Source organism: Chromatocurvus halotolerans (genome assembly GCF_004340525.1).
Taxonomy (GTDB): Bacteria; Pseudomonadota; Gammaproteobacteria; order Pseudomonadales; family Halieaceae; genus Chromatocurvus; species Chromatocurvus halotolerans.
Map to the genome: position 1 here is coordinate 67,918 of NZ_SLWX01000009.1, position 22,102 is coordinate 90,019.

The 22,102-nt window shown below is 61.3% G+C and carries 19 protein-coding genes; 14 read left to right on the forward strand and 5 right to left on the reverse strand.

The window, feature by feature from the left end; genetic code table 11:
• The first annotated feature begins 198 nt into the window (after nucleotides 1–198).
• From EV688_RS11240 to EV688_RS11265, 6 genes are read left to right on the forward strand one after another with little or no spacing between them, the layout of a single operon-like run.
• On the forward strand, nucleotides 199–984 hold the full coding sequence (locus EV688_RS11240) for a DUF3450 domain-containing protein (RefSeq protein WP_117318271.1): 786 nt from the start codon (nucleotides 199–201) through the stop codon (nucleotides 982–984).
• Nucleotides 985–2,421 (forward strand): MotA/TolQ/ExbB proton channel family protein, encoded by a 1,437-nt coding sequence (locus EV688_RS11245; protein ID WP_117318269.1) that lies wholly within the window; start codon nucleotides 985–987, stop codon nucleotides 2,419–2,421.
• A 4-nt stretch (nucleotides 2,422–2,425) separates the two neighbouring features.
• Nucleotides 2,426–2,953, forward strand: a complete 528-nt coding sequence (locus EV688_RS11250) for a MotA/TolQ/ExbB proton channel family protein (RefSeq protein ID WP_117318317.1) — start codon at nucleotides 2,426–2,428, stop codon at nucleotides 2,951–2,953.
• A 12-nt stretch (nucleotides 2,954–2,965) separates the two neighbouring features.
• On the forward strand, nucleotides 2,966–3,370 hold the full coding sequence (locus EV688_RS11255) for an ExbD/TolR family protein (protein WP_117318267.1): 405 nt from the start codon (nucleotides 2,966–2,968) through the stop codon (nucleotides 3,368–3,370).
• Nucleotides 3,371–3,382: 12 nt separating this feature from the next.
• Nucleotides 3,383–3,991 (forward strand): energy transducer TonB, encoded by a 609-nt coding sequence (locus EV688_RS11260; protein ID WP_117318265.1) that lies wholly within the window; start codon nucleotides 3,383–3,385, stop codon nucleotides 3,989–3,991.
• A gap of 18 nt (nucleotides 3,992–4,009) precedes the next feature.
• Nucleotides 4,010–5,341, forward strand: a complete 1,332-nt coding sequence (locus tag EV688_RS11265; protein WP_240624375.1) for a tetratricopeptide repeat protein — start codon at nucleotides 4,010–4,012, stop codon at nucleotides 5,339–5,341.
• A 99-nt stretch (nucleotides 5,342–5,440) separates the two neighbouring features.
• Here EV688_RS11265 and EV688_RS11270 read toward each other — a convergent pair whose 3' ends face one another.
• From EV688_RS11270 to EV688_RS11285, 4 genes are all read right to left on the reverse strand, one after another.
• Nucleotides 5,441–5,647, reverse strand: a complete 207-nt coding sequence (locus tag EV688_RS11270; RefSeq protein ID WP_117318263.1) for a cold-shock protein — start codon at nucleotides 5,645–5,647, stop codon at nucleotides 5,441–5,443.
• Nucleotides 5,648–5,877: 230 nt separating this feature from the next.
• Nucleotides 5,878–7,326, reverse strand: coding sequence for a pyruvate kinase (gene pyk, locus EV688_RS11275; protein WP_117318261.1), 1,449 nt, complete (start codon nucleotides 7,324–7,326; stop codon nucleotides 5,878–5,880).
• A gap of 43 nt (nucleotides 7,327–7,369) precedes the next feature.
• On the reverse strand, nucleotides 7,370–8,449 hold the full coding sequence (gene glpQ / locus EV688_RS11280; protein WP_117318259.1) for a glycerophosphodiester phosphodiesterase: 1,080 nt from the start codon (nucleotides 8,447–8,449) through the stop codon (nucleotides 7,370–7,372).
• A 12-nt stretch (nucleotides 8,450–8,461) separates the two neighbouring features.
• Nucleotides 8,462–9,922 carry a coniferyl aldehyde dehydrogenase gene (locus EV688_RS11285; RefSeq protein WP_117318257.1) on the reverse strand — a complete coding sequence of 487 codons (1,461 nt, stop codon included), beginning with the start codon at nucleotides 9,920–9,922 and terminating at the stop codon, nucleotides 8,462–8,464.
• A 155-nt stretch (nucleotides 9,923–10,077) separates the two neighbouring features.
• On the opposite strand from EV688_RS11285, the gene EV688_RS11290 reads away from it, so the two are divergent.
• Nucleotides 10,078–10,413: a hypothetical protein gene (locus tag EV688_RS11290; RefSeq protein WP_117318255.1), complete on the forward strand. Its 336-nt coding sequence runs from the start codon at nucleotides 10,078–10,080 to the stop codon at nucleotides 10,411–10,413.
• 112 nt (nucleotides 10,414–10,525) lie between these two features.
• Nucleotides 10,526–12,082, forward strand: coding sequence for a S10 family peptidase (locus tag EV688_RS11295; protein ID WP_117318253.1), 1,557 nt, complete (start codon nucleotides 10,526–10,528; stop codon nucleotides 12,080–12,082).
• Nucleotides 12,083–12,090: 8 nt separating this feature from the next.
• Here EV688_RS11295 and EV688_RS11300 read toward each other — a convergent pair whose 3' ends face one another.
• A complete protein-coding gene (locus EV688_RS11300; protein WP_117318251.1) occupies nucleotides 12,091–12,759 on the reverse strand; it encodes a TetR/AcrR family transcriptional regulator in 669 nt (222 codons plus the stop codon).
• 89 nt (nucleotides 12,760–12,848) lie between these two features.
• Here EV688_RS11300 and EV688_RS11305 point away from each other — a divergent pair, with 89 nt between their 5' ends.
• The 6 genes from EV688_RS11305 (at nucleotide 12,849) to EV688_RS11330 (ending at nucleotide 22,088) form a co-directional block, all read left to right on the forward strand.
• Nucleotides 12,849–14,312 carry a sodium:solute symporter family transporter gene (locus EV688_RS11305; RefSeq protein WP_117318249.1) on the forward strand — a complete coding sequence of 488 codons (1,464 nt, stop codon included), beginning with the start codon at nucleotides 12,849–12,851 and terminating at the stop codon, nucleotides 14,310–14,312.
• Nucleotides 14,313–14,549: 237 nt separating this feature from the next.
• On the forward strand, nucleotides 14,550–15,089 hold the full coding sequence (locus EV688_RS11310; RefSeq protein ID WP_117318247.1) for a fasciclin domain-containing protein: 540 nt from the start codon (nucleotides 14,550–14,552) through the stop codon (nucleotides 15,087–15,089).
• Nucleotides 15,090–15,417: 328 nt separating this feature from the next.
• A complete protein-coding gene (locus EV688_RS11315) occupies nucleotides 15,418–17,100 on the forward strand; it encodes a sulfotransferase (protein ID WP_162883923.1) in 1,683 nt (560 codons plus the stop codon).
• A gap of 238 nt (nucleotides 17,101–17,338) precedes the next feature.
• The gene (locus EV688_RS11320) at nucleotides 17,339–19,597 is read left to right on the forward strand and encodes a TonB-dependent receptor (protein WP_117318244.1); all 2,259 of its coding nucleotides are present in this window, start codon (nucleotides 17,339–17,341) and stop codon (nucleotides 19,595–19,597) included.
• A gap of 18 nt (nucleotides 19,598–19,615) precedes the next feature.
• Nucleotides 19,616–21,196, forward strand: coding sequence for a class I adenylate-forming enzyme family protein (locus EV688_RS11325; protein ID WP_117318242.1), 1,581 nt, complete (start codon nucleotides 19,616–19,618; stop codon nucleotides 21,194–21,196).
• Nucleotides 21,189–22,088 (forward strand): alpha/beta fold hydrolase, encoded by a 900-nt coding sequence (locus EV688_RS11330; protein ID WP_117318240.1) that lies wholly within the window; start codon nucleotides 21,189–21,191, stop codon nucleotides 22,086–22,088. The genes EV688_RS11325 and EV688_RS11330 overlap by 8 nt, the downstream gene beginning before the upstream one ends.
• Nucleotides 22,089–22,102 lie beyond the last annotated feature (14 nt).

Below are 22,102 nucleotides of genomic sequence, written 5' to 3' on the forward strand. Positions count from 1 at the left end.
AAGGAAAGCAAGTGTTACGATATTGCACATGTTTGCTTTCTCCCGCAGGCCATTTCGCAACGTGTTTGAAATGATCTGTGTTATCTGGTTTCATCTGAACTCGTTCGCTCGACTCGGCGTGATCAATATGAAGAGAGCGTCACCGGGTCTCTCCCCATCAGCCCAAAAACATTTATGGATATAGGAAGCACGATTCCCATGACTACCTATCGACTGAAGAATGTGCTGCTGACAACAATAGTGTCCTGCCTGGCCCTCGTGGGTGCGGTGAGCACTGTGCAGTCAAGCACGCTGGACTCCATCCTCAAAGTGAGCGAGGAGAAAAATGAAGCCGCGCGGGAATCTCAGGCACGGGTTGACCGGCTTGCGGATGAGGCACGTGATCTGTTGAGTGACTACAAGTCGGTCATGAAACAGGTTGATGGCCTCAAGGTCTACAACGCGCGCCTGCAGCGTCAGATCGATAACCAGAACCGGCGAATCGCGAATATCGATGAGTCGATTGAGCAGGTCACCGTCATCCAGCGCCAGATGACGCCCCTGGTCATCCGCATGGTTGACGGTCTGGAGCGATTCGTCGAGCTGGACGTGCCGTTTCACATGGAAGAGAGGGAGCGACGTATTGAATTCCTGCGCGAGAATCTGGATCGCTCAGATGTGAGCGTCGCCGAGAAATTCCGCCAGGTCCTCGAAGCCTACAAGATCGAAAACGAGTACGGCCGGAAGCTGGACGCCTACAAGGGTAGTGTCGAAATCGACGGTGCCGAGCGGGACGTCAACTTCCTGCGTGTGGGCCGCATTGCCCTGTTGTACCAGACCACCGATACTGAATTATCCGGCGCCTGGGACCAGGAAAACCGTACCTGGGTCTCCCTTGACCGGGGAGAGTATCGCTCGGCTATCATGCAGGGCCTGCGCATCGCGCGCCAGGAAGCCTCCATTGATCTGATGAACATGCCCATTCCCGCGCCGGAGGCCAAGTAAATGATTAAGCAATTCGTATCCGCTGCCGCACTCACCCTGTGTGGCGTATTGACACTCAGCGCGGTCCCCCTCAGTGCGCAGGAAGACGCTGCGGCACAGGCGTCTGAGGCAGGCACTTCGGAAGAGGATGATGCGCAGTCCCTCGAGCAGCTGCTGGAGTTTGTCAAGCAGGGCCAGACGACGGAAATGCAGGAAAACCGGCGGCGCGAGCAGCGATTCCGTCAGAATAAGGAAGACCAGGCTGCTGAGCTCAAGGCTGCGGAGGATGAGCGAACCCGTCAGGAAAACATCAGTTCCCAGCTGGAAAATGAATTCGAGGAAAACGAAGTCACTATCGCCCAGAAGCAGGAAGTGTTGCGCGATCGACTGGGGACATTGTCCGAGCTGTTCGGCCATCTGACCTCCACCGCCGGCGACCTCGCGAGCAATCTCGAGTTCTCCATCACCAGCGCCGAGTTCCCGAATCGCGAGGAGTATCTCAACCAGCTGATCAAGAAGATGAGCGCCAGCGATCAGCTGCCGAGCATTGAGGAGATCGAGCGCGTCTGGTTTGAGCTTCAGCGCGAGATGATCGAGTCGGGCAAGGTGGTCAAGTTCGAAGCCGAAGTGGCGAAGCCAAATGGCGACAAGGTCATGCAGGACGTTGTCCGCGTCGGGGTGTTCAACGTGGTGTCCGAAGAAGGGCAATATCTGACCTATGTGCCATCCAAGGGAACCCTGGAAGAATTGGCCCGGCAGCCCTCCGGCAACTACACGGACCTCGCAGAAGCGCTGGCCAATGCCGACAGCGGCATGAAGCGCTTTGGCGTGGACCCCACGGGCCCCACGGGTGGTTCATACCTCGCGGCTATGATCAACAGCCCCACGCTTGAAGAGCGCTGGCACCAGGGGGGTTACATCGGCTACGCCATTACGGCCGTCGGTGTCTTTGCCTTCATTCTGGCGATCTTCCGCCTGATCGTGCTCTCTGCAGTTGGCTCTAAAGTGAACTCCCAGCTCAAGAGCGACAAGGCAAACGACAACAACCCACTGGGCCGCGTCCTCAAGATCCACGAAGACAACCCTTCCATGGATACGGAGACGCTGGAGCTCAAGCTGTCCGAGGGCATTCTCAAGGAAACGCCAAAGCTGGAAAGTGGTCTTACCCTCCTGAAGATCATTGCGGCGGTGGCACCGCTGATGGGTCTGCTGGGTACCGTCACAGGCATGATCGTGACCTTCCAGGCAATCACCATCTTCGGTGCAGGTGATCCCAAAGCCATGGCGGGCGGTATTTCCGGCGCCCTGGTAACAACGGTACTCGGCCTCCTTGTGGCGATCCCGACAGTGCTCCTGCACACCGTGGTCAATGGCCGTGCACAGCGGATTATCCATATCCTGAACGAGCAGAGCACGGGCATTGTCGCCGAGCACACCGAGTCAAACCTGGGGAAGTGACATGATGTTCTGGTTGGAAAATGCGACTCAGGCAGTCAACCGCTTCATGGACATGGGTGGCAATGTCCTCTGGCTCATTGCCGTCCTGTTGTTCTTCATGTGGATGCTGATCTTCGAGCGCATCTGGTTCTTCAAGCTGAACTGGAAGCACGAAGTCGCCCGGGTCATCGGTGATTGGGAGGCACGTCCCGAGCGACGCTCCTGGGCCGCACACCGGGTCCGCGAGAAGCTGGTCTCGGAAGCCCGCCTCCAGATCAACCAGAACCTGTCAGTGATCAAGACGCTGGTGGCGTTGTGCCCCTTGCTGGGTCTGTTGGGCACAGTGACCGGTATGATCGAGGTGTTCAACATCATGGCGGTTACCGGTGGCGGCGACGCAAAGTCCATGGCCGGAGGTGTATCGCGAGCCACGATACCCACAATGGCCGGGATGGTCGCCGCACTGTCCGGCGTTTTCGGTAATACTTACGTTCAGCGGATTGCCCAGCGTGAAAGCGAATTGCTGGCCGACAATCTGACTACCGATCATTAAGAGAGCACAGCTATGCGCAGAAACAGGCAGGTAGTAGCAGAAGATGAAGCCCAGATCGACCTCACGCCGATGCTGGACGTGGTTTTCATCATGTTGATTTTCTTCATCGTCACCGCGACCTTCATCAAGGAAGCTGGGGTCGAGGTTAATCGCCCGGAGGCGTCCACTGCCCAACCCAAGGATAACGTGAATATCCTGGTGGCGATAAACGCCACCAATGAAATCTGGATGGACAAGCGCCGCATTGACGAGCGCGCCGTAAGGGCTAACATTGAGCGGCTGCACGCGGAAAACCCTAAGGGTGCCGTGGTCATTCAGGCCGACAACAAGTCGAACACGGAGACGGTTGCGGCGGTTCTTGATGCGGCCCGTGAAGCTGGCGTCTACGACGTCTCTCTCGCCACCGACAAGAAGTAGTGAAGCCCTATTATGCCTAAAAGTCTGACCAGGATTGTTTTTGGCGCCCTCCTTGCCTTACCCGTGGCAGGGGGCCTGTTCTTCCTCATGCAGTACCTGATCGCTACCGCGAATCCGGATATCGACGAGGAAGAGCGAACACGCCTTGCCGACATTGTCATGCCGGAGCGGGACATTGATACCAATGTCGAGCAAAAGAAGCCGGAAAAGATTGAGGATCCGGAAGAACCGCCGCCGGATATGGATACGCCCGACATGGATACCGATGTCGATGCCAATGCGGTAAACACAGCGCCCCAGTCCACGGTTGAGATTAATATCGCCAGTAGCGGGATGGGAGGCGGCGATGGCGAGTATCTGCCGATTGTCAAGGTCGCGCCGATTTACCCGCGTCGTGCGCAGTCGCGGGGTATTACAGGATACTGCATTGTTGAATATACAGTGACGCGAAACGGATCCATTCGGGACCCGCAGGCTGTGGATTGCTCGCCGTCCGGTGTCTTTGAGAGAGCGTCTGTGAAGGCAGCGGAAAAGTTCAAATACAAGCCGCGCGTGGTGGATGGTGAACCAATCGAGGTTGCAGGTGTTCAAAACAAGTTCACGTTCGAACTCGAGAACTAATCGCTGGAGGGTCATCCCATGACCATGACACGTACATTGTTCAGTGCAACAGCCCTGGCTGTTGCGCTCACCGCGGCGCAGTCCGGATTGAGCCAGCTATCCGCCGAGAGTCCCCTTGCGTCTCTGGGTCTCAGCACGGCCCAGGCGCAGGAGCAGGAGGAGCGCGAAACCCGCAAGACACCGGCGCTGCGAAATTCGGTCTATGAAAAGCTCTCGGAGGCCCAGACTGCGGCGGAAGAAAAGGATCTCGCGACCGCTCAGCAGGTCTTGAACGAGATGATTGCCGACCGTGGCCGTAATGAGCTCAACAGCTATGAGCTTGCCAATGTCTACAACCTGATGGCGTTCATTCATTATTCGCGTGAAGACTATGCCAGCGCACTCCAGGCCTATGAAAACGTGGTCAGTCAGCCGGATATACCGCTCGCCATGGAAATCAACACGCGCTACACCGTAGCGCAGCTGCATTTCGTGCAGGAGAACTGGCGTGAGGGGATCGATGCACTGCTGAAGTGGTTCGATATGAGCGAGAATGCCCCGGCCAATGCCTACGTTCTGCTGGCACAGGGGTACTATCAGCTTGAGGATTACCCCAAGTCGCTGGAAAACGTCGAGACGGCGATTGAGATATACCGTGAAAAGGACAAAACCCCGAAAGAGCAGTGGTACAACCTCGCACGCTTCCTCTACACAGATCGCGGCGACGTTGACAGCGCACTGGCGGTGCTGGAGGAGTTGTTGACCCATTACCCCAAGAAGGATTACTGGGTTCAACTCGGCTACATGTATTCGGAAAAGGGTAACGAGAAGCGGCAGCTGGGCTCTATGGAGACCGCCTACGTCCAGGACATGCTGGACAAGGATGGCGAATTGCGCAACCTCGCATCGCTGTATCTCAGCCAGGGCGTTCCCTACAAGGCCGGCAAAGTGCTCGAGAAGGGTTTTGAAGATGGGCTCGTCGAGGACGACGTCAAGAATTATGAGCTACTGGCAGGCTCCTGGAGACAGGCGCAGGAAGTGGAGAAGGCCATTCCGGTGATGGAGACTGCCGCGTCAAAATCCGATTCCGGGGAGCTCTACTCACAGCTGGGTAACATCTACCTGGATGGGGATCAGTTCGAAAAGGCCGTTGACGCCATCAACACCGCACTTCAGCGGGGCGGGGTGAAGCGGCCCGATACGGCGCGTCTCGTCCTGGGGATGGCGCATTTCAACCTTGAAGAGTACGAACAGGCCCGCGAGGCATTCAGGGCGGCAGGGCGCGACGAGCGTTCCGAGCAGTATGCCAAGCAGTGGATCAGGTACATGGACTCGGAAATCGATCGACAGCAGAAGCTCGCTGAAGGTTGATGATGGTTGTGGCGCCAAGCGCCACGTCCGACAGACAAGAGACAAAAAAGGAGCCGACAGGCTCCTTTTTTGCTCATTCTATATCATTGACGTTGTTCGTCAGACAGGCACAACATTCTCTGCCTGAGGCCCCTTCTGACCGTCAGCCACGGTAAACTCAACTTTCTGCCCATCGGTCAGCGTGCGAAACCCATCGCCTTTGATGGCGCTGAAGTGAACGAAGACATCTGGACCACCTTCCTGCTCAATAAAGCCGTATCCCTTGCTCTCGTTAAACCACTTTACCGTACCGGTTACTGTAGACATACATACATACCTTTCTAACTGTATATGACGACCGTGGCCGCCGCTTTACTGTTGACTATTTATGGTTGACGAACAGAGGAACAGGACTGATCTTCGCTCGCATTCATAAACAAACTGATGCACACCACGCCCGATAAAACCCTGACAATTGTGTGTGCAACACTATGAGTGTAGCACTCTGGTAAGGACTGGGTAGTTGTCGGTCAAAAAAGCTGCAAAATTTACATTGCCTAATCAACGCGTACGATTTTCATGATGTTGGTGCCGCCTGCCCGTCCATGCTCATCGCCCATGGAAAGGAGAATGTCGTCACCGCCCTGCAGGTAATCGAGATCGCGCAGGAAGGCGATGGCGCGTGTCTCCAGAGAGCCCCGGTCCTCGTCATTCGCCGGGAAATACAGCGGTATGACTCCACGGCACAGCGACAGCTGTTGCAGGGTCTGCGCATTGTTTGCCAGGCCGAAGATCGGCAGCCCGGAGCTCAGCCTGGACATCAGCCGCGGCGTCGCCCCGGATTCGGTGAGGCAGGCAATACCGCGAACGTTGCGATAGTGATTCGCCGCATAGATGGCCGACATGGCGATGGTTTCCTGGGCGGAATGGAACTCCCGATCAATGCGGTAACGCGAGGTGCGCGCCACGGGATGGCGCTCAGCCCCCATCGCGGCGTCGGACATTGCGGCAACCACAGCGACGGGGTATCGCCCCACGGCCGTTTCTGCCGAGAGCATGACCGCATCGGTGCCGTCGAGTACAGCGTTGGCAACGTCGAAGACCTCGGCCCGGGTCGGCATGGCGTTGCTGATCATCGACTCCATCATCTGCGTTGCGGTGATGACCAGCCGGTTGGCGCGCCGCGCCCGCGAGATCAGATCTTTCTGAATCCCGATCAGCTCCGCATCGCCCACCTCGACACCGAGGTCGCCGCGGGCGACCATGATGCCGGCGGAGGCCTGCAGGATGTCATCCAGAATCGTCGCGTCGGCGACGACCTCGGCGCGCTCGATCTTGGCAATGATGGAAGCGTCGAGCCCGTGGCGCGAGAGCAGCGCCTGCGTATGCTCGATATCGCGAATGTGTGACACGAAGGAAACCGCGACAAAGTCGGGATCCACCGACCCCAGGGACTCGATATCGGCAATGTCCTTCGCGGTGAGCGCCGGCGCAGCAATGCCGCCCCCAAGGCGATTGATGCCCTTGTGGGAGCCGAGCTGTCCGCCTACGAGGACCGTGCAGTCCGCGGCGTTCTGCTCAACATGATCCACCGTCAGCTGTATGCGGCCATCATCGAGCAGCAGGGTGTCCCTCGGGCGCAGATACTGCGTGAGTGCCTCAAAGCTGAAGCCGACCGCCTGCTGATCGCCTTCTCTATCATCTACCCGGGCGTCGAGGCGGAAGCGCCGTCCCTGTGTCAGCTCGACACTGCCATCGCGAAAGCCGCCGATGCGGATCTTGGGTCCCTGCAGGTCGGCGAGAATGCCGACGTGCCTGCCAGCGAGAGCGGCCTGATGGCGGATTCGCCGGGCGCTGGCGGCGTGATGTCCGGGCTCGCCATGACTGAAATTGAGGCGAAAGACATCCACGCCGGCCCGCAGCAGCTGGGCGATTGTGGTGTCGCTGTCGCTGGCGGGACCGAGGGTGGCGACAATCTTGGTGCGCCGGCTGACGGGCCGGCTCATGCTACCGCGCCTGCAGGGCGGTTGGGCGGCAAAGGTATGCGGATCATGGGGTGGTAACAGACTCCAGGTAGTTGACGGTCAGGTCAGGGAAGTCGGTGAAGACGCCGTCCACGCCGACCTGGCCGATGAAGAGTTCGAGCAGTTCCCGATACGTGCTGATGCCGGGAGGCAGGGCATCACGACGAAAAGTGAAGGGGTGCACAAGCAGGCCGGCGCGATGGGCCCGTGCCACCAGGTCGGTGACCATGGCCTCACCGCTTTCGTCCCTGCCACTGTAGATCTGCAGTATCCAGGGGCCTATGCCATCGGCGTACCGTGCTATCTCTGCAAGGCCCTCGTCCGTGCGCAGATAATCGTAATTGGTGTCCCCGTCCTCGCCCCAGCTGTTGTCGCCGATCAGCTGAATGAGTGGCAGTGAGGTCTGGAGCGTGTCCTTCAGGTATTGCAGGGTTGGCGGATCGAAGCACTGCAGGTAGATTCGGTCACTTGCTTCGGCCAGTCCCGCGTCCTTGAGGACATCCAGCACCGCCCGGGCAATGTCCATGCCCTCGGCCTTGTGGAACTGTGGCGCCTTGAGCTCGATATACAGGCCGGTGCGCATGCCACGGCTGCGGTTGAGGCCCTCGATAAGCTGTATCTCCTCGGCCAGCGTCGGTACGCCGGAGAGCCCTGGGCCTGCGGGGAATCGGGCGGGAAAAGCCGTGCTGTCACCCTCGCCCGGTGCGCGGCGTTCGTGGGCGCGCAGCTCGCGGATCTCGGTCAGCGTGAAGTCGATGGCATAGAAATGACCATCGGCCCGTGCCCGGTCAGGAAAAACAGTGGCGACGTTGGTAGTGCTGTCCAGCAGGATATCGTGCAGTACTATCGGTACCGCGTCCTTGGTCAGGACAATATCCTGCTCCAGGAAGTCGGCACCCATACCGTGCGCCAGCGCCTTTGCCGGCAGCGTGTGCTCCGGCAGATAGCCACTGGCTCCGCGGTGGGCGATGACAATGGGCCGGGTTTCCGCTGTCATGGGTTTCCCGTCCTCCCGCCTGGCGTCCGCTGCCGCACCAAAGGCCGCCGTACACGCGAGGGACAGCAGCACGCCAAGAACGCGCGTAACATAGGAGGGGCATCGCATACGGGGCTCACCTCAGGGCTTGACCTGCATCTTGATGGTTTTTTCGGTGGCAGGGCCGTAAGGAGGCAGCATGCCGCCAATGCGCCCGATGTTGAGCTTTGTCTGGCGGTAGATTGCCTTGGCGTGGCTGAAGCGGCGGAAGCCGTCCTCACCGTGGTAGGCCCCCATGCCGCTGGGGCCGACACCGCCGAAGGGCAGGTCTTCCTGCATCACGTGCATCATCACATCGTTGATACAGACGCCGCCGGAGGTCGTGCGCTCCAGCACAGCGCGCTCTTCCTCGCCGTCGCTGCCGAAATAATACGCCGCCAGCGGTCTCGGCTGGCTGTTGATGTGGCGGATGGTCTCGTCGAAGTCCTTGTAGGTCATGATCGGCAGCAGCGGGCCGAACAGCTCCTCCTGCATGACGGCCGTGTCCAGCGGTGGCTGCGGGATCAGCGTCGGTGCGATCTTGCGCGATCCCTGCTGCACGTCGAAATCCTCGTCGGCCGGGTTGATGACCACGGTACTGACACCGCGTTCGGCGATTTCCGCCAGGTAGCCGGTGAGGCGCTGGTAGTGGCGGTCGTTGACGATGGCGGTGTACTCCGGGTTGTCCAGCAGGCGCGGGTACATGCGCTGCACCGCTGCCTGCGCCGCGGCGACCACCTCTTCCAGCTTCTCTTCCGGCACCAGCAGGTAGTCCGGCGCCAGGCAGATCTGCCCGGCGTTCAGCGTCTTGCCGAGCATGACGCGCTCCATGGCGCTGTCGATATCCGCGCTGCGCGAGACGATCACCGGCGACTTGCCGCCCAGCTCCAGCGTGACCGGCACCAGGTTCTTCGCTGCGGCCGCCATGATGTGACGCGCGACGCCGGTAGCGCCGGTGAACAGCAGGTGGTCAAAGGGCAGCGCCGAGAAGGCCTGGCCCACCTCGGGCCCGCCAGTGGCGATAGCCACCTCTTCCGGTGACCAGGCGCTCGCCACCATCTCCGCCATCAGCTCGGCCGTGGCGGGCGTGAATTCGGAGGGCTTGATCATGGCGCGGTTGCCGGCAGCCAGAATGCCCGCCAATGGCCCGAAGGTCAGGTTGACCGGGAAGTTCCAGGGCGAAATCACGCCGACCACGCCCAGGGGCTGGTACTCCACCCGCGAGCGACCGCCGAGCAGGTTCAGCGGGAACATCGTGGAGCGTTTCTCGCCACGCATCCAGTCGCGAAGGTGCTTGCGTGCGTGCTTGAGGGGGCCGAGCGAGGCGGCGACATCGGTCATCAGCGTCACTTCCCGGGACCGGCAGCTGAAGTCACTGTTCAGTGCCTCCACAATGCGGTCGCGATTGGCATAGACCACGTCGATGCCGCGGTCGATGCGGTCGATCCGCGCCTCTGCGCTGACGGCACCCTCGGCGAGGTAGGCCTCCTGCTGGCGCTTGAGCATGGCCTGCAGTTCGTGTGCGATATCGTTATCCTGGGTCGCTGATGCTGGCGCGTTCATGACTGCCCTCCTGGGCCCGTTATCGGGAAGATGACGATTGCTGTTCTGGCACTGAGTTTTTCAGTATAGGCCCTGCAGCGTGGCAGGTTAACCCGCCACTGTGTTTAACTTGATGCGGTAGTTCGCCGCACCGATACAGGACCCTGACAGAGACCATGCCGACACAGGACACGCGCACCCCGTCACCCCCTTTCGGTTACTCGCGGGAGTGCCACTACGACCGCGACAAGCAGGTGCGCATTGTCGCTGAGTTTCACGCCAACAAGATCCGCCCCAGCCGCATTGCCTACCGCGTTGGCATTGATATTGCGCTGATCGAGGCACTGATTGCCGGTGAGGAAGAGCCCGAGCGCTTTCCCCGGCTCGTGGCGCACTATCGCCGGCAGCGCTTTCGCGATCGCCTGGGCTCGCTGTCGCGGGACCGCGGCGCCCGGCGCTTCGAGGCGGAAATGCGTATTACCCGGGAATTCCAGTCCGAGCAGGAGCTTTAGCGGGCCTCGCAGTGAATTCGCCAGGGCCGCGCTCGTCATGATTGCCGCGCTCTGCAACCCCCCCGAGGCTCCTGCTACACTCCGTTTCACCTCAACACCAAGAGACCCTGATATGACACCAGTCCTGCAACGATCCCTGCTGCTGCCCTTCGCACTGCTGCTGGCGCTGTCCAGCCCGCTGTATGCCGATCATCACGATGACAGTCATGGTGAGAAGCCTGCAGGCAAGCATGAATCCCCTGCCGCCGACATGCCCGAGCCACTGCACGCCGAGAGCAGCGGCAGTGTGCGTATCGATGGCAGGACCATCGATTACACCGCCACCGCCGGCACGCTGGTCATGAAAAATGATGACGGCGACCCCATTGCGCACTTTGGCTACACCGCCTATACCCGCGATGGCGTCGACAAGGGTGAGCGTCCCATTCTGTTTGCCTACAACGGCGGGCCCGGCTCCGCTTCCATGTGGCTGCACATGGGGATTCTCGGGCCGAAGCGTGCCGACGTGGAAGACACGGCCTTCACTACCAACGGCCCGTTCCGGTCGGTGAACAACGAGTTCAGCATTCTCGACCGCGCCGATCTGGTGATGATCGACCCGGTGGGCACCGGGTTTTCCCGCGCGGTGGGCAAGGGCGACAGCAAGGACTTCTGGGGGGTCGATAACGATATCCGCAGCGTGTCCGACTTTATCGCGCGCTACGTCACCGAGGCCGGCCGCTGGGCGTCACCGAAGTACCTGCTGGGCGAAAGTTACGGCGGTATTCGCAGCGGCGGTGTCTCCTACGACCTGCTGTCCCGTCACAGTATCGCGCTTGAAGGTGTAATCCTGGTGTCGCCATACATGGATTACATCGCCGGTAACGCGGGTACAGCAAACGATCTGCCCTATATCAACTACATCAGCACCTATGCGGCCACCGCCTGGTATCACGGCGTGAGCGAGTTCCGCCCCGATGACCTGCAGACCATGCTGGACGAGGCGGAAGCCTTTGCCATGGATACCTATGCCCCGGTGCTGATGAAGGGGCGGCGCGCCACTGACGAGGAGCGTCAGGCCGCCCTTGACGGGCTGCAGCGCCTGACCGGTATCAGCGCCGACTACTGGGACCGCGCCAACCTGCGCATCGACGAGTCACGCTTCGCCAAGGAACTGCTGCGCGATCAGCGCAAGACGGTCGGACGCATCGATTCCCGCTTTGTCGGCGATGCCCTGAATCACATCGGCGAGCGCTTCAGCTACGATCCGTTTTTCCCCTCGGTGGGTCCGGCCTTCGTTGCGGCCTTCAACGATTACTACCGCGAAGTCCTCGGCGTGAAGACCGACATGACCTATGTCACCTCCGCCGGCCTGTGGCGCGACTGGGGGCAGGAACACCGCCATCCCGGGCCGGTAGGCATGCAGCCGGTGGGCAACACCGCGGTGGACCTGGCCTACGCCATGACGCAGAACCCGAACATGCGCCTGCTGATCCAGCAGGGCTACTTCGACCTGGCTACGCCGGTGGGCGCGACGCGCTATTTCCTCGACCACATGGAACTGCCGGAGTCCCTGCGCGGGAATATCACTGAGGCCTACTACGAGGCGGGCCACATGATGTACCTGCACAAGCCGTCACTGGAGAAGTACCGGCGTGATCTGGCGGCGTTCATCCGCGCCGCGGATTGAAGCCGGCGTTATTCTGCCGGGGCCCCCGCGGTGGCGGGGGCACAGACTTGCCGGAAGCCTGCCGCCACGAAGGGAATCATGTGGTCGTAGGCGGCCTGGAAATCCGCCGAGCGACAGGTACCCCCCGACAGTTTGTCGATGCGCCCCGTCTGTGCCAGCGTGAGCGTAAGTGCGCCTGACAGGTTGTTGTAGCACCAGTACAGGTTGTCGTCGCTGGCACCGGGCAGGGCCTTGCGCAGCGCGTCGATAAACTCCAGCACCAGGTCATCAAACAGCGATGACATCATCTTGGGGCCCCAGTAGGGCGAGTTGTTGATATAGGCGATCAGCGCCAGGTAATGGCGCCAGCCCGCGTCGCCGGTTTCCTGTGCCAGCTCCAGCGGCCGCAGAAAGGCCTCGATAATCTGCTCCACGCTGGGTCCCTCGACCCCAGCCTCCCGCTGACAGCGCTGCAGCGCCTCGCGTCGCGATTCGTTCAGGTAGGCCGCGCGGCGCTCGAACACCGCCTTGAACAGGTCGAGTTTCTTGCCAAAGTGGTAGCTCGCCAGCGCCACGTCCACCCTGGCACTGGTCGCGATACGTCGCAGGGTGACGCCGTCATAGCCGTGCAGGGCGAAGAGTTCCTCCGCAACATCCAGGATGCGTTCCCGCTTGCTGCGATTTCTGGCCACCGTCATGCGCTGTTTCCCTTGCTCCGCGGCATTCGTGGTTGCGTATTCAACACTTGTTGAATACGCTGTCGGAAAATAACACGAGCGCAGTGACGATGACACCTGAATTGTTCAAATACCTGCTGGTTGGCGGCTACGCGCTGCTGGTCTACGGGCTGTCCATAATCGGCATGCGGCGCACAGATAGCGTGCAGGGCTTTTCCATTGGCAACAAGGACATGAGCCCGGTGGTGGTGGGTATCACGCTGGCGGCATCGATTGCCTCCACCGCGACCTTTGTCATCAACCCGGGGTTTGTCTACCAGCATGGCCTGTCTGCCTACCTGCATTTTGGCGTCGCCGGCTCGCTGGGCATTACCGCTGCTTTTCTGGTCCTGACGCGCGGGTTCCTGCGCCTGGGTGAGACGCACAAGGCCCTGACAATACCCCAGTGGATCTTCTACCGCTACAACCACCGCGGCTTCAGCCTGTTCTTCGCGTTCATCAATCTGCTGTCGGTGACCTTTGTGGTGCTGATCCTGGTCGGCTGCAGCCTGCTGGTGACGGGCCTGTTCCCGGTGGACCAGAAAACCGCCCTGGTCGGTGTGCTGCTGTTCGTCTTCTCCTACGTGCTCATGGGTGGCACCTACGCCCACGCCTACACCAACACCCTGCAGGGCATCATGATGCTGCTGGTCACCGTGCTGCTGTTTGTGCTCGGTGTGAAGTATTTCGAGGGAGATTTTCTAGGCTCTCTCGCGCGAGTGAGCGCTGACTATGCGTCGGCGTTCAACGAGGACAGCTCGCTCTACTTCGATTTCTTCTCCGTGTTTGTCAGCGGCTTCGTGGTGACCTTTGCGCTCATGCTGCAGCCCCACATTCTCACCAAGGTGCTATACCTGCGCAGCGAGCGGGATATTGGCTGGTTTATCGGCACCACGGTGGTGGTGGGTGCGCTGTTCACGCTGATGCTCATGATCGGCTTTTACGCGCGTCTGGCGGGACTGGAGATCGATTCCCAGGACACGGTGGTGCGCGATTATCTGCTGCACGAGTTCGGCACATCGGTCTGGGGCGAATACCTGCTGGTCTTCATTTTCGTCACGCTGCTGGCGGCGGGAATGAGCACCCTGGACGGCATCCTGGTGTCCCTGTCGGCCATGGTGGTCACGGATATCGTCAAGCCCTTTGCCCGCGAGGGCGGCAGCGATGGTCTGGCGCTATCGCGCTGGGTGCTGGTGGGGGTCGGGGTGATCGGGCTGGCGCTGGCGTGGAACCCACCGCCGCTGATCGGCCTGTTTGCGCAGAAGGGCGTCTACGGGCTGGCCGCCGCATCGCTGGTGCCGGTGCTGTTCGGGGTGCTGGTGAGGCGGCACATTCCCCTGTGGGTGGTGCTGGGTGCGGCGGCCATCGGGCTCGTGCTGCACCTGCTGTTCAACCTGGCGCTGGGCGTGGAGAATCCGGCGATCTCCGCCACCTATGGCATTCTTGCGTCGCTGGCCTTCGGGCTGATGGGATTGCTGGTGACGCGGCCGATTTCCGCTTACGGGGTCAGGCCCGAATCTGACCTGACTCCATAGGTCTGTGCCTCTTGTGAAAATGCGGACACAACCGTGTCAGGTTGCGCTTGAAATAAAGTAACTCTCTGAATATACAAATAAAAAAATACTTCTGTTGATATTTCCGGCGCACAATCGACTCGCAACCGTGAAGCGTAATCATCAGTGGCTTGCCGTGTTCTGAGGCGTTATGACGCATCAGCAACCGGTGATGCCCTTCGAAACCTGTTCTTCATACCAGTGTCAAGGAGATCAAGCATGTCATACAGAAAAACAATCAAGCAGTTCGTCCTCGGCTCCGCCACTGCAGTGGGCCTGATGGGCGGCGTGCAGGCCCAGGCCAATGAAGCCTTCGCCTCCTGCGTCTCAACGCCGCGTGCCGTATTCAACGGGAGTGTGGTTGATGCGGCAATTGCGACTCCGGAGCTGTCGACGCTGGTCGACGCCGTTGTTGCCGCCGGACTCGCCGATGCACTGGCCGAGACACAGGACATTACGGTTTACGCACCCACCAACGATGCGTTTGCCGCCCTGCCGCCGGGTGTCCTGGATGCGATCCTCGCGGATCCTGACGTATTGACGCAGGTCCTGACTTACCACGTGTCCGCAGGTCGACGCGATCCGCGCCTTCACTGGTCCGCCGTACGGCGCAACACCCTTCTGGAAGGCCAGCGTGTCGCGTACGAGTTCGTGGATGGTCATACACGGGTGAATGGTGCTGCGGTGACCTGTCAGGGTGTGCGAACGGATAACGGTGTTGTCTGGCTGATCGACAGCGTGTTGCTGCCACAGTTCTAGTCCCCACCCCTGCCGGGTCAGGTCCCTCGGGACCTGACCCGCGCTTCAGCCGTCTTCACGCCAGCGGGCGTCCCCCAGCACTGCCCCGAATCCACGATCTGGGGCACTTCTTCCATGACGGCACTCATGCGTGTCGACCCGGGTTTTACCGACACTGCGGAACCGCTGCGACCCACGTTCCGTGGCATGCCGCAGACCGGTGCTGGCGCCGCTTGTGGTATTCTCGGTACCGGCGATGTGTCATCACACTGCGCTAGCGTCAGCTCCGATCCGAACCCCAGGACAGTCAGATTCAAACCACCCTGCCTCATTAGACAGAAGGCCGCTCGTGATAGACAAGATCATCGCCATTATTGGCTTGCCCCGCTCCGGTACCACGCTGGTGACCTCGCTGCTTGCCGCACACCCCGACGTTGACACCTGTTTTGAGCCATGGAATCGCAATCGCGAGCAGCGTCCATCCCCCGAGCTCAGCCCCGACGCGCTGCTGACGCACTTTGAACTTCCTCGCCGCGGCAATGCCCGGGTGCTGGTGCTCAAGGAAACCACGGTGGATTTTCTCGGTATCCAGTGGCTGGCGCGCTTTCTGCAGCACAATGAAAGCCGCTGCCGGATTGATGTGCTGTGGACCGTGCGCTGTTATCGCCACTCCTATCTGTCGTTTATCCAGACCGGACGGGAGGAATGGGGGAACGAGCAGATGACCCTCAACCCGCGCAGCTATACGCGCTGGGTTACGCGGTCGCGCGAGGCGACGCTGCTGCTTGCGGATCTGTATCGGCGCCATCCCTCCGCGGTGTACGCCTACGAGGCATTGACCCGCGCCCCGGAGCCGATGCTGCGCCGGCTGTGTGACGCGGTGCGCCTGCCATTTGTTCCGGAAATGCTGGATTTTCATCGGCTGACGCCGAAGGAGCATGTGCACGGTGATCGCGAGCTGGCCACGGATCCGCAGCCCGTGTCCGAGCGCAGCATCGACCGGCGCGAGCAGCAGTGGCTGGACGTCCACGACGCGCTCGAGGCCACCGAGATCAACGCGGTTCGCGAGCGCCTGGATGCGTTCTGGCAGGACACTGCGGAGGCAGAGCTGCGCACTGGCGATGCCGCACTGGCGCCACTGCAGCGCATGATCGAGCGGTGGCCACGGCCGCTGGCTGGAGGGATAGATCATCAGGATTGCCGCATGGCCTTTGACAGTCGCGCGGCCTGGCAGCAGTTCATGGCCCGGAACCGGCGTTTTTACCTGCCTGATGCCGTGAATGCAACGGCACAGGGGGTGCTGGAACAGGGCTTCCAGTTTGACGGCGACTGGGTACGCCCCTCGGCGATTGAGGGTCTGGGCGAGTCCTATCGGGAAGGGCTGAACGCGCATGGACTCAACTCGCGCCAGCGTGCGGTTTGGCATGAACTCAAGCGCGAATTGCGCGAGCGTGAGCTGTCGGCGGACTCCGCCCGTGTCTACGCGCCGGAGTACCTGAGCACACTCGCAAGGAGACTGCGCGAGCACTATCCGGGCTTTCAGGGTTCTGAGTACCTTGAGGGCAAGCCCGTGCAGCGCCACTTCTCCTCGGTGCCGCACCAAGACCTGGGGCAGCTGAGTTTTGCCGAGCGCAGCTTCGACGCCGTGCTGGTGAATGACATCTTCGAGCATGTGCCCGACCTGCCGAAGGTGCTTGGCGAAATCCACCGCGTGCTCGACACCGGCGGGGTGCTGCTGTCCACTTTTCCCTTTGCCTTCAAGCGCGACGAGGGGATAGAGCGGGCGCGCCTGCGCGAGGACGGCAGTATCGAGCACCTGCTGCCGCCGGAGTACCACGGCGACCCGGTCAAGCGCGAGGGCGTGCTGGTATTCACGATTCCCGGGTGGAACATCCTCGACCAGTGCCGTGCGGTGGGCTTTGCCGAGCCGCAGGTGCTTTTTCTGTGCCTGCCCTCCCAGGGCATCATCGGCGGCACCCCGGAGGGGGGGCTGGGCGGTATTATTATCCTGAGAGCACAACGCACCCGTTGAAAGCGACCTGATTGCCGGGCGTCACGGCGTCCGGCAATGCGCGGGATCATCCGCAAGCTCACCTTCGATCTGCTTGACAATTCAACATGCGTTGAATACGCTCAAGCCATTCAACAACTGTTGAAACGCGGCCGAAGCGGTCCGGCCTGTGCGGCCCAGCCTACGCGGCCCGGCCTGTGCGGCCCAACCTACGCGGCCCGACCCAATAACGCATAATGCTCGACACAAGGACATCGCCATGACACACAAGCCTGTTAGACAACCGCTCGTCCTCGCCACTGCGGTGGCTTCTGCGCTGTATCTGCCGACGCTGCCAGCGCTCGCCCAGAGTCCCGGTCTTTCCCTGGAGGAAGTGGTGGTGACCGCGCGTCGTCGCTCGGAAAACCTGCAGGATGTGCCGATTGCGGTAACCGCGATCTCGGGCCTTGAGCTGAGACTGCGCGGCGCCTCTGATATCACGGAACTGGCGCAGTCCATACCGAGCGTGACGCTCGAGCCGTCGCGGGCCACCAACACGACGCTGACCGCCTTCATCCGCGGCATCGGCCAGCAGGACCCGCTGGCAGGTTTCGAACAGGGCGTGGCCCTCTACCTGGATGATGTGTATCTCGCCCGACCCCAGGGCGCCCTGCTGGATATCTACGATGTCGAGCGCATCGAGGTGCTTCGCGGTCCGCAGGGTACACTTTACGGTCGCAACGCGGTCGGCGGTGCCATCAAGTACGTGACACGACGCCTGTCTAACGAACTGGAGGGCAGTGTTCGTGCCTCCTATGGTGACTATGATCAGGTGGATCTGGTGGGCACCGTGTCTGTGCCGGTATCGGACACCTTCCGTGTGGGTGCGACCGTGGCCTCGTTTGACCGCGATGGCTTTGGCAAGAACCTCTTCACCGGCGGCGAACAGTACGACAAGGACATCTTCGGCTACCGCCTTAGCGCCGAGTTCGAGCCAACGGAAAACCTGTTGATCCGCGCCGCCTATGACAACACCCAGGACGACTCTTCGCCGGTTGCAGGCTACCGGCCTTTCCCCGGCGCGGTCAGCGGCCAGCCGGTGCTGAACAACGTGCGCGACACCACGGCGGGGGCCAGCGTTCTGCCGACCACTGCGGGTATCAATGGCAACAACGAGGTGCAGACCGAGGGCTGGTCCCTGTCCATCGACTACCAGCTCAATGAGCAGATTACCCTGCGCTCGATTACCTCTGCGCGGGAAGACTACACGGAATCCGTGATCGATTTCGACGGCCTCGCCGTGCCCGACTTCGATGCGCCGGTCATCTACGACAACGAGCAGACCAGCCAGGAATTCCAGCTGCTGTTCAACAGTGATCGCTGGAACGCCGTGCTCGGTTACTACTACCTCGACGTCGAGGCGGCGAACGACTTTGATGTGGTGCTCGGACAGCTCGCCCCCGGCGGCATCACCGCCTACACCGGCGGTACGGTGAAAACCGAGGCCTGGTCGGCGTTTGCCGACGTCACCTACAACCTCACGCCGCAGCTGTCGGTATCAGTGGGCGGCCGTTACACCGAGGATCAGCGCGATGCGGATATCTTCCGCGGTAACTATCTCGGGACCGGTTCGCCCTTCCTCGGCAACGATAGCGCTGTGCTGCTGGCTGCGACCAGTGATTTCGAGGCCAGCCGGACGTTCTACGATTTCTCTCCACGGGTGAACGTCAGCTACCTGCTGAACGACGACATGACCGTGTATGCGGGCTACAGCCAGGGCTGGAAGGCCGGCAGCTTCGATCCCCGGGGCGCCAACTTCGCCACCCCCGAGGTAGAGCGCGGTTTTGACGCCGAGGAGCTGGATTCCTTTGAGCTGGGCTTCAAGGCCACCTGGCTGGAGGGGCGGGCGATCACCAACATTGCCCTGTTCTACAGCGAGTATTCGGACATGCAGATTCCGGGGTCGGTCGGTGCGGACAGCGACGGTGATGGCGTCAATGACACCTTTGTCGGCACCGTCACTAATGCCGCCGAGTCCACCATTTCCGGCCTGGAAATCGAGGGTAACGTGCTGTTGACCGAAAACTTCAGCATGCAGTTCTCAGCCAGCCTGCTCGACACCTCGATTGATGAGTGGCTGGTGAACGGTGTTGATGTCTCGGACCAGCGCGCTATCCAGAACACGCCGGAGGAAATGGCGTTCATCGGCGCCACCTACGTGACCCCTCTGCGCGACGGTGACCTGCGCCTCATGGCCAACTGGTCCTACAAGGGCGACATTACCCAGTTCGAGTTGCCGGCGCCGGTCATCGACCAGGAGGCCTACGACCTGATCAATGCCAGCGTGGTCTGGACCAGCATGGACGAGTCCTGGATGCTTGGCCTGCACGGCAAGAACCTGACTGACGAGGACGTGAAGACTGCCGGCTACTGTTTCGGTGACGGTGGCTGTCCGTCGAGACTGGGTCTTGAGAACAACACGACGGTGTTCTTCGCGCCACCGCGCACCTGGACGGCCACGGTCGAGTACCGCTTCTAGCCCGCGGGGAGCCACACCGTGACAGTCTTTCCTTCTGAGGCCCCGCTGCTGCCCGAGATTCTTGCGCTCCACGGCAAGTGGCGGGGCAGCCGCGACGCGGTGATCTGCGGCGACGAGCGGCTCGACTGGCGCGCCTTCTGCGCGGCCAACCACCGCTTTGCCCACGGCCTCGCGGCACGGGGCATTCATCCCGGCGATCGCGTCGGCGTCGTCATGAGCAACGGGTTGCCGATGGTCCAGGCCCTGTTCGGTACTCTGGCCGCAGGCGCGGTCTCCGTGCCGCTGAACCTGTCGGTCTCCGATGACGCGATGCTCGCCATGCTCGAGGACGCCGGGGTGCGCGCCCTGGTGGTCACGCCAGACCAGCGGCGACGGGTGGATGCCCTGCGCGACCGGCTGCCGGCGTCGCTGGTGCTGCTGCTGTGCAGTGATAACGATGGAGCGTATGCATGGGCTGATGGCGGGGCCGATGGCTGGGAGCGCCTGAGCGCCCTGTGCGAGGGTCAGCCGGCGCATCTGCCAGCCATCGCGCTGGACCCGGAGGCGCCGCTGAACATCATTTACAGCTCGGGCACGACCGGATTGCCGAAAGGTATTCTGCACACCCATCGAGGTCGGCGTGACTGGGCCTACGACCTGGCCATTGCGCTGCGTTACCACGGGGCAGCGAGAACGCTGCTGACCATCGGGCTGTACTCCAACATCTCCTGGGTGGCGATGCTGTGTACGGTGCTTGCCGGTGGCACCCTGGTCGTGCATGAGCGCTTTGATGCGGAGGGTTTCCTGGATTCAGTGCAGGATCTGGGTATTACCCACACCGCGATGGTGCCGATCCAGTTCCAGCGCGTGGTCGCCGCCCAGCGCGAACGGCCCCGGGACCTGTCCAGCATGCAGGGCATGATGAGCTGCGGTTCGCCGCTGCACGAGACCCTCAAGCAGGCTATTTTCGCCGAGTTTCCCTGTGGCATTATCGAGCTCTACGGGTTGACCGAGGGCATTATCACAACGCTGGATCCGGAGGATGCCGAGGGTCGCTGGCAGTCGGTGGGAAGGCCGCTGATCGGAACAGATATCGCCATTATCGACGATAATGATGAACATTGTGCGCCGGGGACTGCAGGCGAGATCGTCTCCCGCGGACGCATCACCATGCCCGGTTACTGGCAGCGGGACGCGGCCAATGCCGATGCCTGCTACCGGGATGGTGATGGCAGGGTCTGGCTGCGCTCCGGTGATATCGGCTATGTGGATGCCGAGGGCTTTCTGTATATCGTTGATCGCAAGAAAGACATGATTCTCTCGGGCGGCCAGAACATCTACCCGCAGGATATCGAGGCCGAGCTCTATACCCACCCGGGTGTGGACGACGTCGCTGTTATTGGCGTGCCCAGCCGCCGCTGGGGTGAGACGCCGCTGGCGCTCGTGGTGGCGGCACAGTCGCTTGTGCCCGCGGAGCTGCTGGACTGGGCCAACCAGCGCCTGGGCAGGCAGCAGCGCCTGGCGGACCTGCTGCTGGTGGATGAGTTGCCTCGCAACCCGAATGGCAAGATACTCAAACGCGAACTGCGGCAACAATATGGAGAGCGCGTTTATGAGTGAATACCGCGACGTTTGGTACCAGAGTCCCGACGGGCTGCGTCTGTACGCCCGGGATTACCCGGGGCCGGCGACCTCCGGGTTGCCGCCGGTGCTGTGCATGCATGGCCTGTCGCGCAACTCCGCGGATTTCGCGGGAATTGCCGCCACCCTGGCCGCGGATCGCCGGGTAATCGTGGCCGAACAGCGCGGTCGTGGCCGCTCCGACTACGACAGCAACCCGGCCAACTACACCCCGCTCACCTATGCGGACGACATGTTTCATCTGCTGGACACGCTGGCCATCAACAAGGTGGTGCTGATCGGGACCTCCATGGGCGGCCTGATGTCATTCATTATGGCGAGCCAGCAGCCCTCGCGTATCGTTGGGATGGTCATCAATGACATCGGACCGGAGATCGACCCCAGGGGCCTGGCGCGCATTCAGAATTACGTCGGCAAGGTGGCGCCCGCGCGCAACTGGGACGATGCCGTGGCCCGCACCCGGGAAATCAACGGCGAGGCCTTCCCCGACTACACGGATGACGACTGGCTGGCGTTTGCCCGGGCGCTGTATGTGGAGCGCGATGGTGTGCCGGTGCTTGCCTACGATCCCGCAATCTCCAAGGCCATGACCGATGCGGATTCCGGCGCGGTGCCTCCGAATCTGTGGCCACTGTTCGAGGCCATTGTCGATATCCCGATGCTGGTGGTACGCGGCGAGCTCTCCGACATTCTCGCGGCGGATTGTGTCGCGCGCATGCGCGATATGGATTCCGACCTTCAGGTGGTGGAAGTGCCGAGGGTCGGGCATGCGCCCACGCTCATGGAACCGGTGGCGCTGCAGGCGATACAATCCTTTCTGGTGGGGTCAGGTCCGCATGGGGCTCGGCCCCATTCGGACCTGACCCCATGAGCCAAGGAGCCAAG

Excerpts from the sequence above, each read along its gene's own strand:
- EV688_RS11240 (WP_117318271.1), top strand. The coding sequence starts at position 199 with ATGACTACCTATCGACTGAAGAATGTGCTGCTGACAACAATAGTGTCC.
- EV688_RS11245 (WP_117318269.1), top strand. The coding sequence starts at position 985 with ATGATTAAGCAATTCGTATCCGCTGCCGCACTCACCCTGTGTGGCGTA.
- EV688_RS11250 (WP_117318317.1), top strand. The coding sequence starts at position 2,426 with ATGTTCTGGTTGGAAAATGCGACTCAGGCAGTCAACCGCTTCATGGAC.
- EV688_RS11255 (WP_117318267.1), top strand. The coding sequence starts at position 2,966 with ATGCGCAGAAACAGGCAGGTAGTAGCAGAAGATGAAGCCCAGATCGAC.
- EV688_RS11260 (WP_117318265.1), top strand. The coding sequence starts at position 3,383 with ATGCCTAAAAGTCTGACCAGGATTGTTTTTGGCGCCCTCCTTGCCTTA.
- EV688_RS11265 (WP_240624375.1), top strand. The coding sequence starts at position 4,010 with ATGACCATGACACGTACATTGTTCAGTGCAACAGCCCTGGCTGTTGCG.
- EV688_RS11270 (WP_117318263.1), bottom strand. The coding sequence starts at position 5,647 with ATGTCTACAGTAACCGGTACGGTAAAGTGGTTTAACGAGAGCAAGGGA.
- pyk (WP_117318261.1), bottom strand. The coding sequence starts at position 7,326 with ATGAGCCGGCCCGTCAGCCGGCGCACCAAGATTGTCGCCACCCTCGGT.
- glpQ (WP_117318259.1), bottom strand. The coding sequence starts at position 8,449 with ATGCGATGCCCCTCCTATGTTACGCGCGTTCTTGGCGTGCTGCTGTCC.
- EV688_RS11285 (WP_117318257.1), bottom strand. The coding sequence starts at position 9,922 with ATGAACGCGCCAGCATCAGCGACCCAGGATAACGATATCGCACACGAA.
- EV688_RS11290 (WP_117318255.1), top strand. The coding sequence starts at position 10,078 with ATGCCGACACAGGACACGCGCACCCCGTCACCCCCTTTCGGTTACTCG.
- EV688_RS11295 (WP_117318253.1), top strand. The coding sequence starts at position 10,526 with ATGACACCAGTCCTGCAACGATCCCTGCTGCTGCCCTTCGCACTGCTG.
- EV688_RS11300 (WP_117318251.1), bottom strand. The coding sequence starts at position 12,759 with ATGACGGTGGCCAGAAATCGCAGCAAGCGGGAACGCATCCTGGATGTT.
- EV688_RS11305 (WP_117318249.1), top strand. The coding sequence starts at position 12,849 with ATGACACCTGAATTGTTCAAATACCTGCTGGTTGGCGGCTACGCGCTG.
- EV688_RS11310 (WP_117318247.1), top strand. The coding sequence starts at position 14,550 with ATGTCATACAGAAAAACAATCAAGCAGTTCGTCCTCGGCTCCGCCACT.
- EV688_RS11320 (WP_117318244.1), top strand. The coding sequence starts at position 17,339 with ATGACACACAAGCCTGTTAGACAACCGCTCGTCCTCGCCACTGCGGTG.
- EV688_RS11330 (WP_117318240.1), top strand. The coding sequence starts at position 21,189 with ATGAGTGAATACCGCGACGTTTGGTACCAGAGTCCCGACGGGCTGCGT.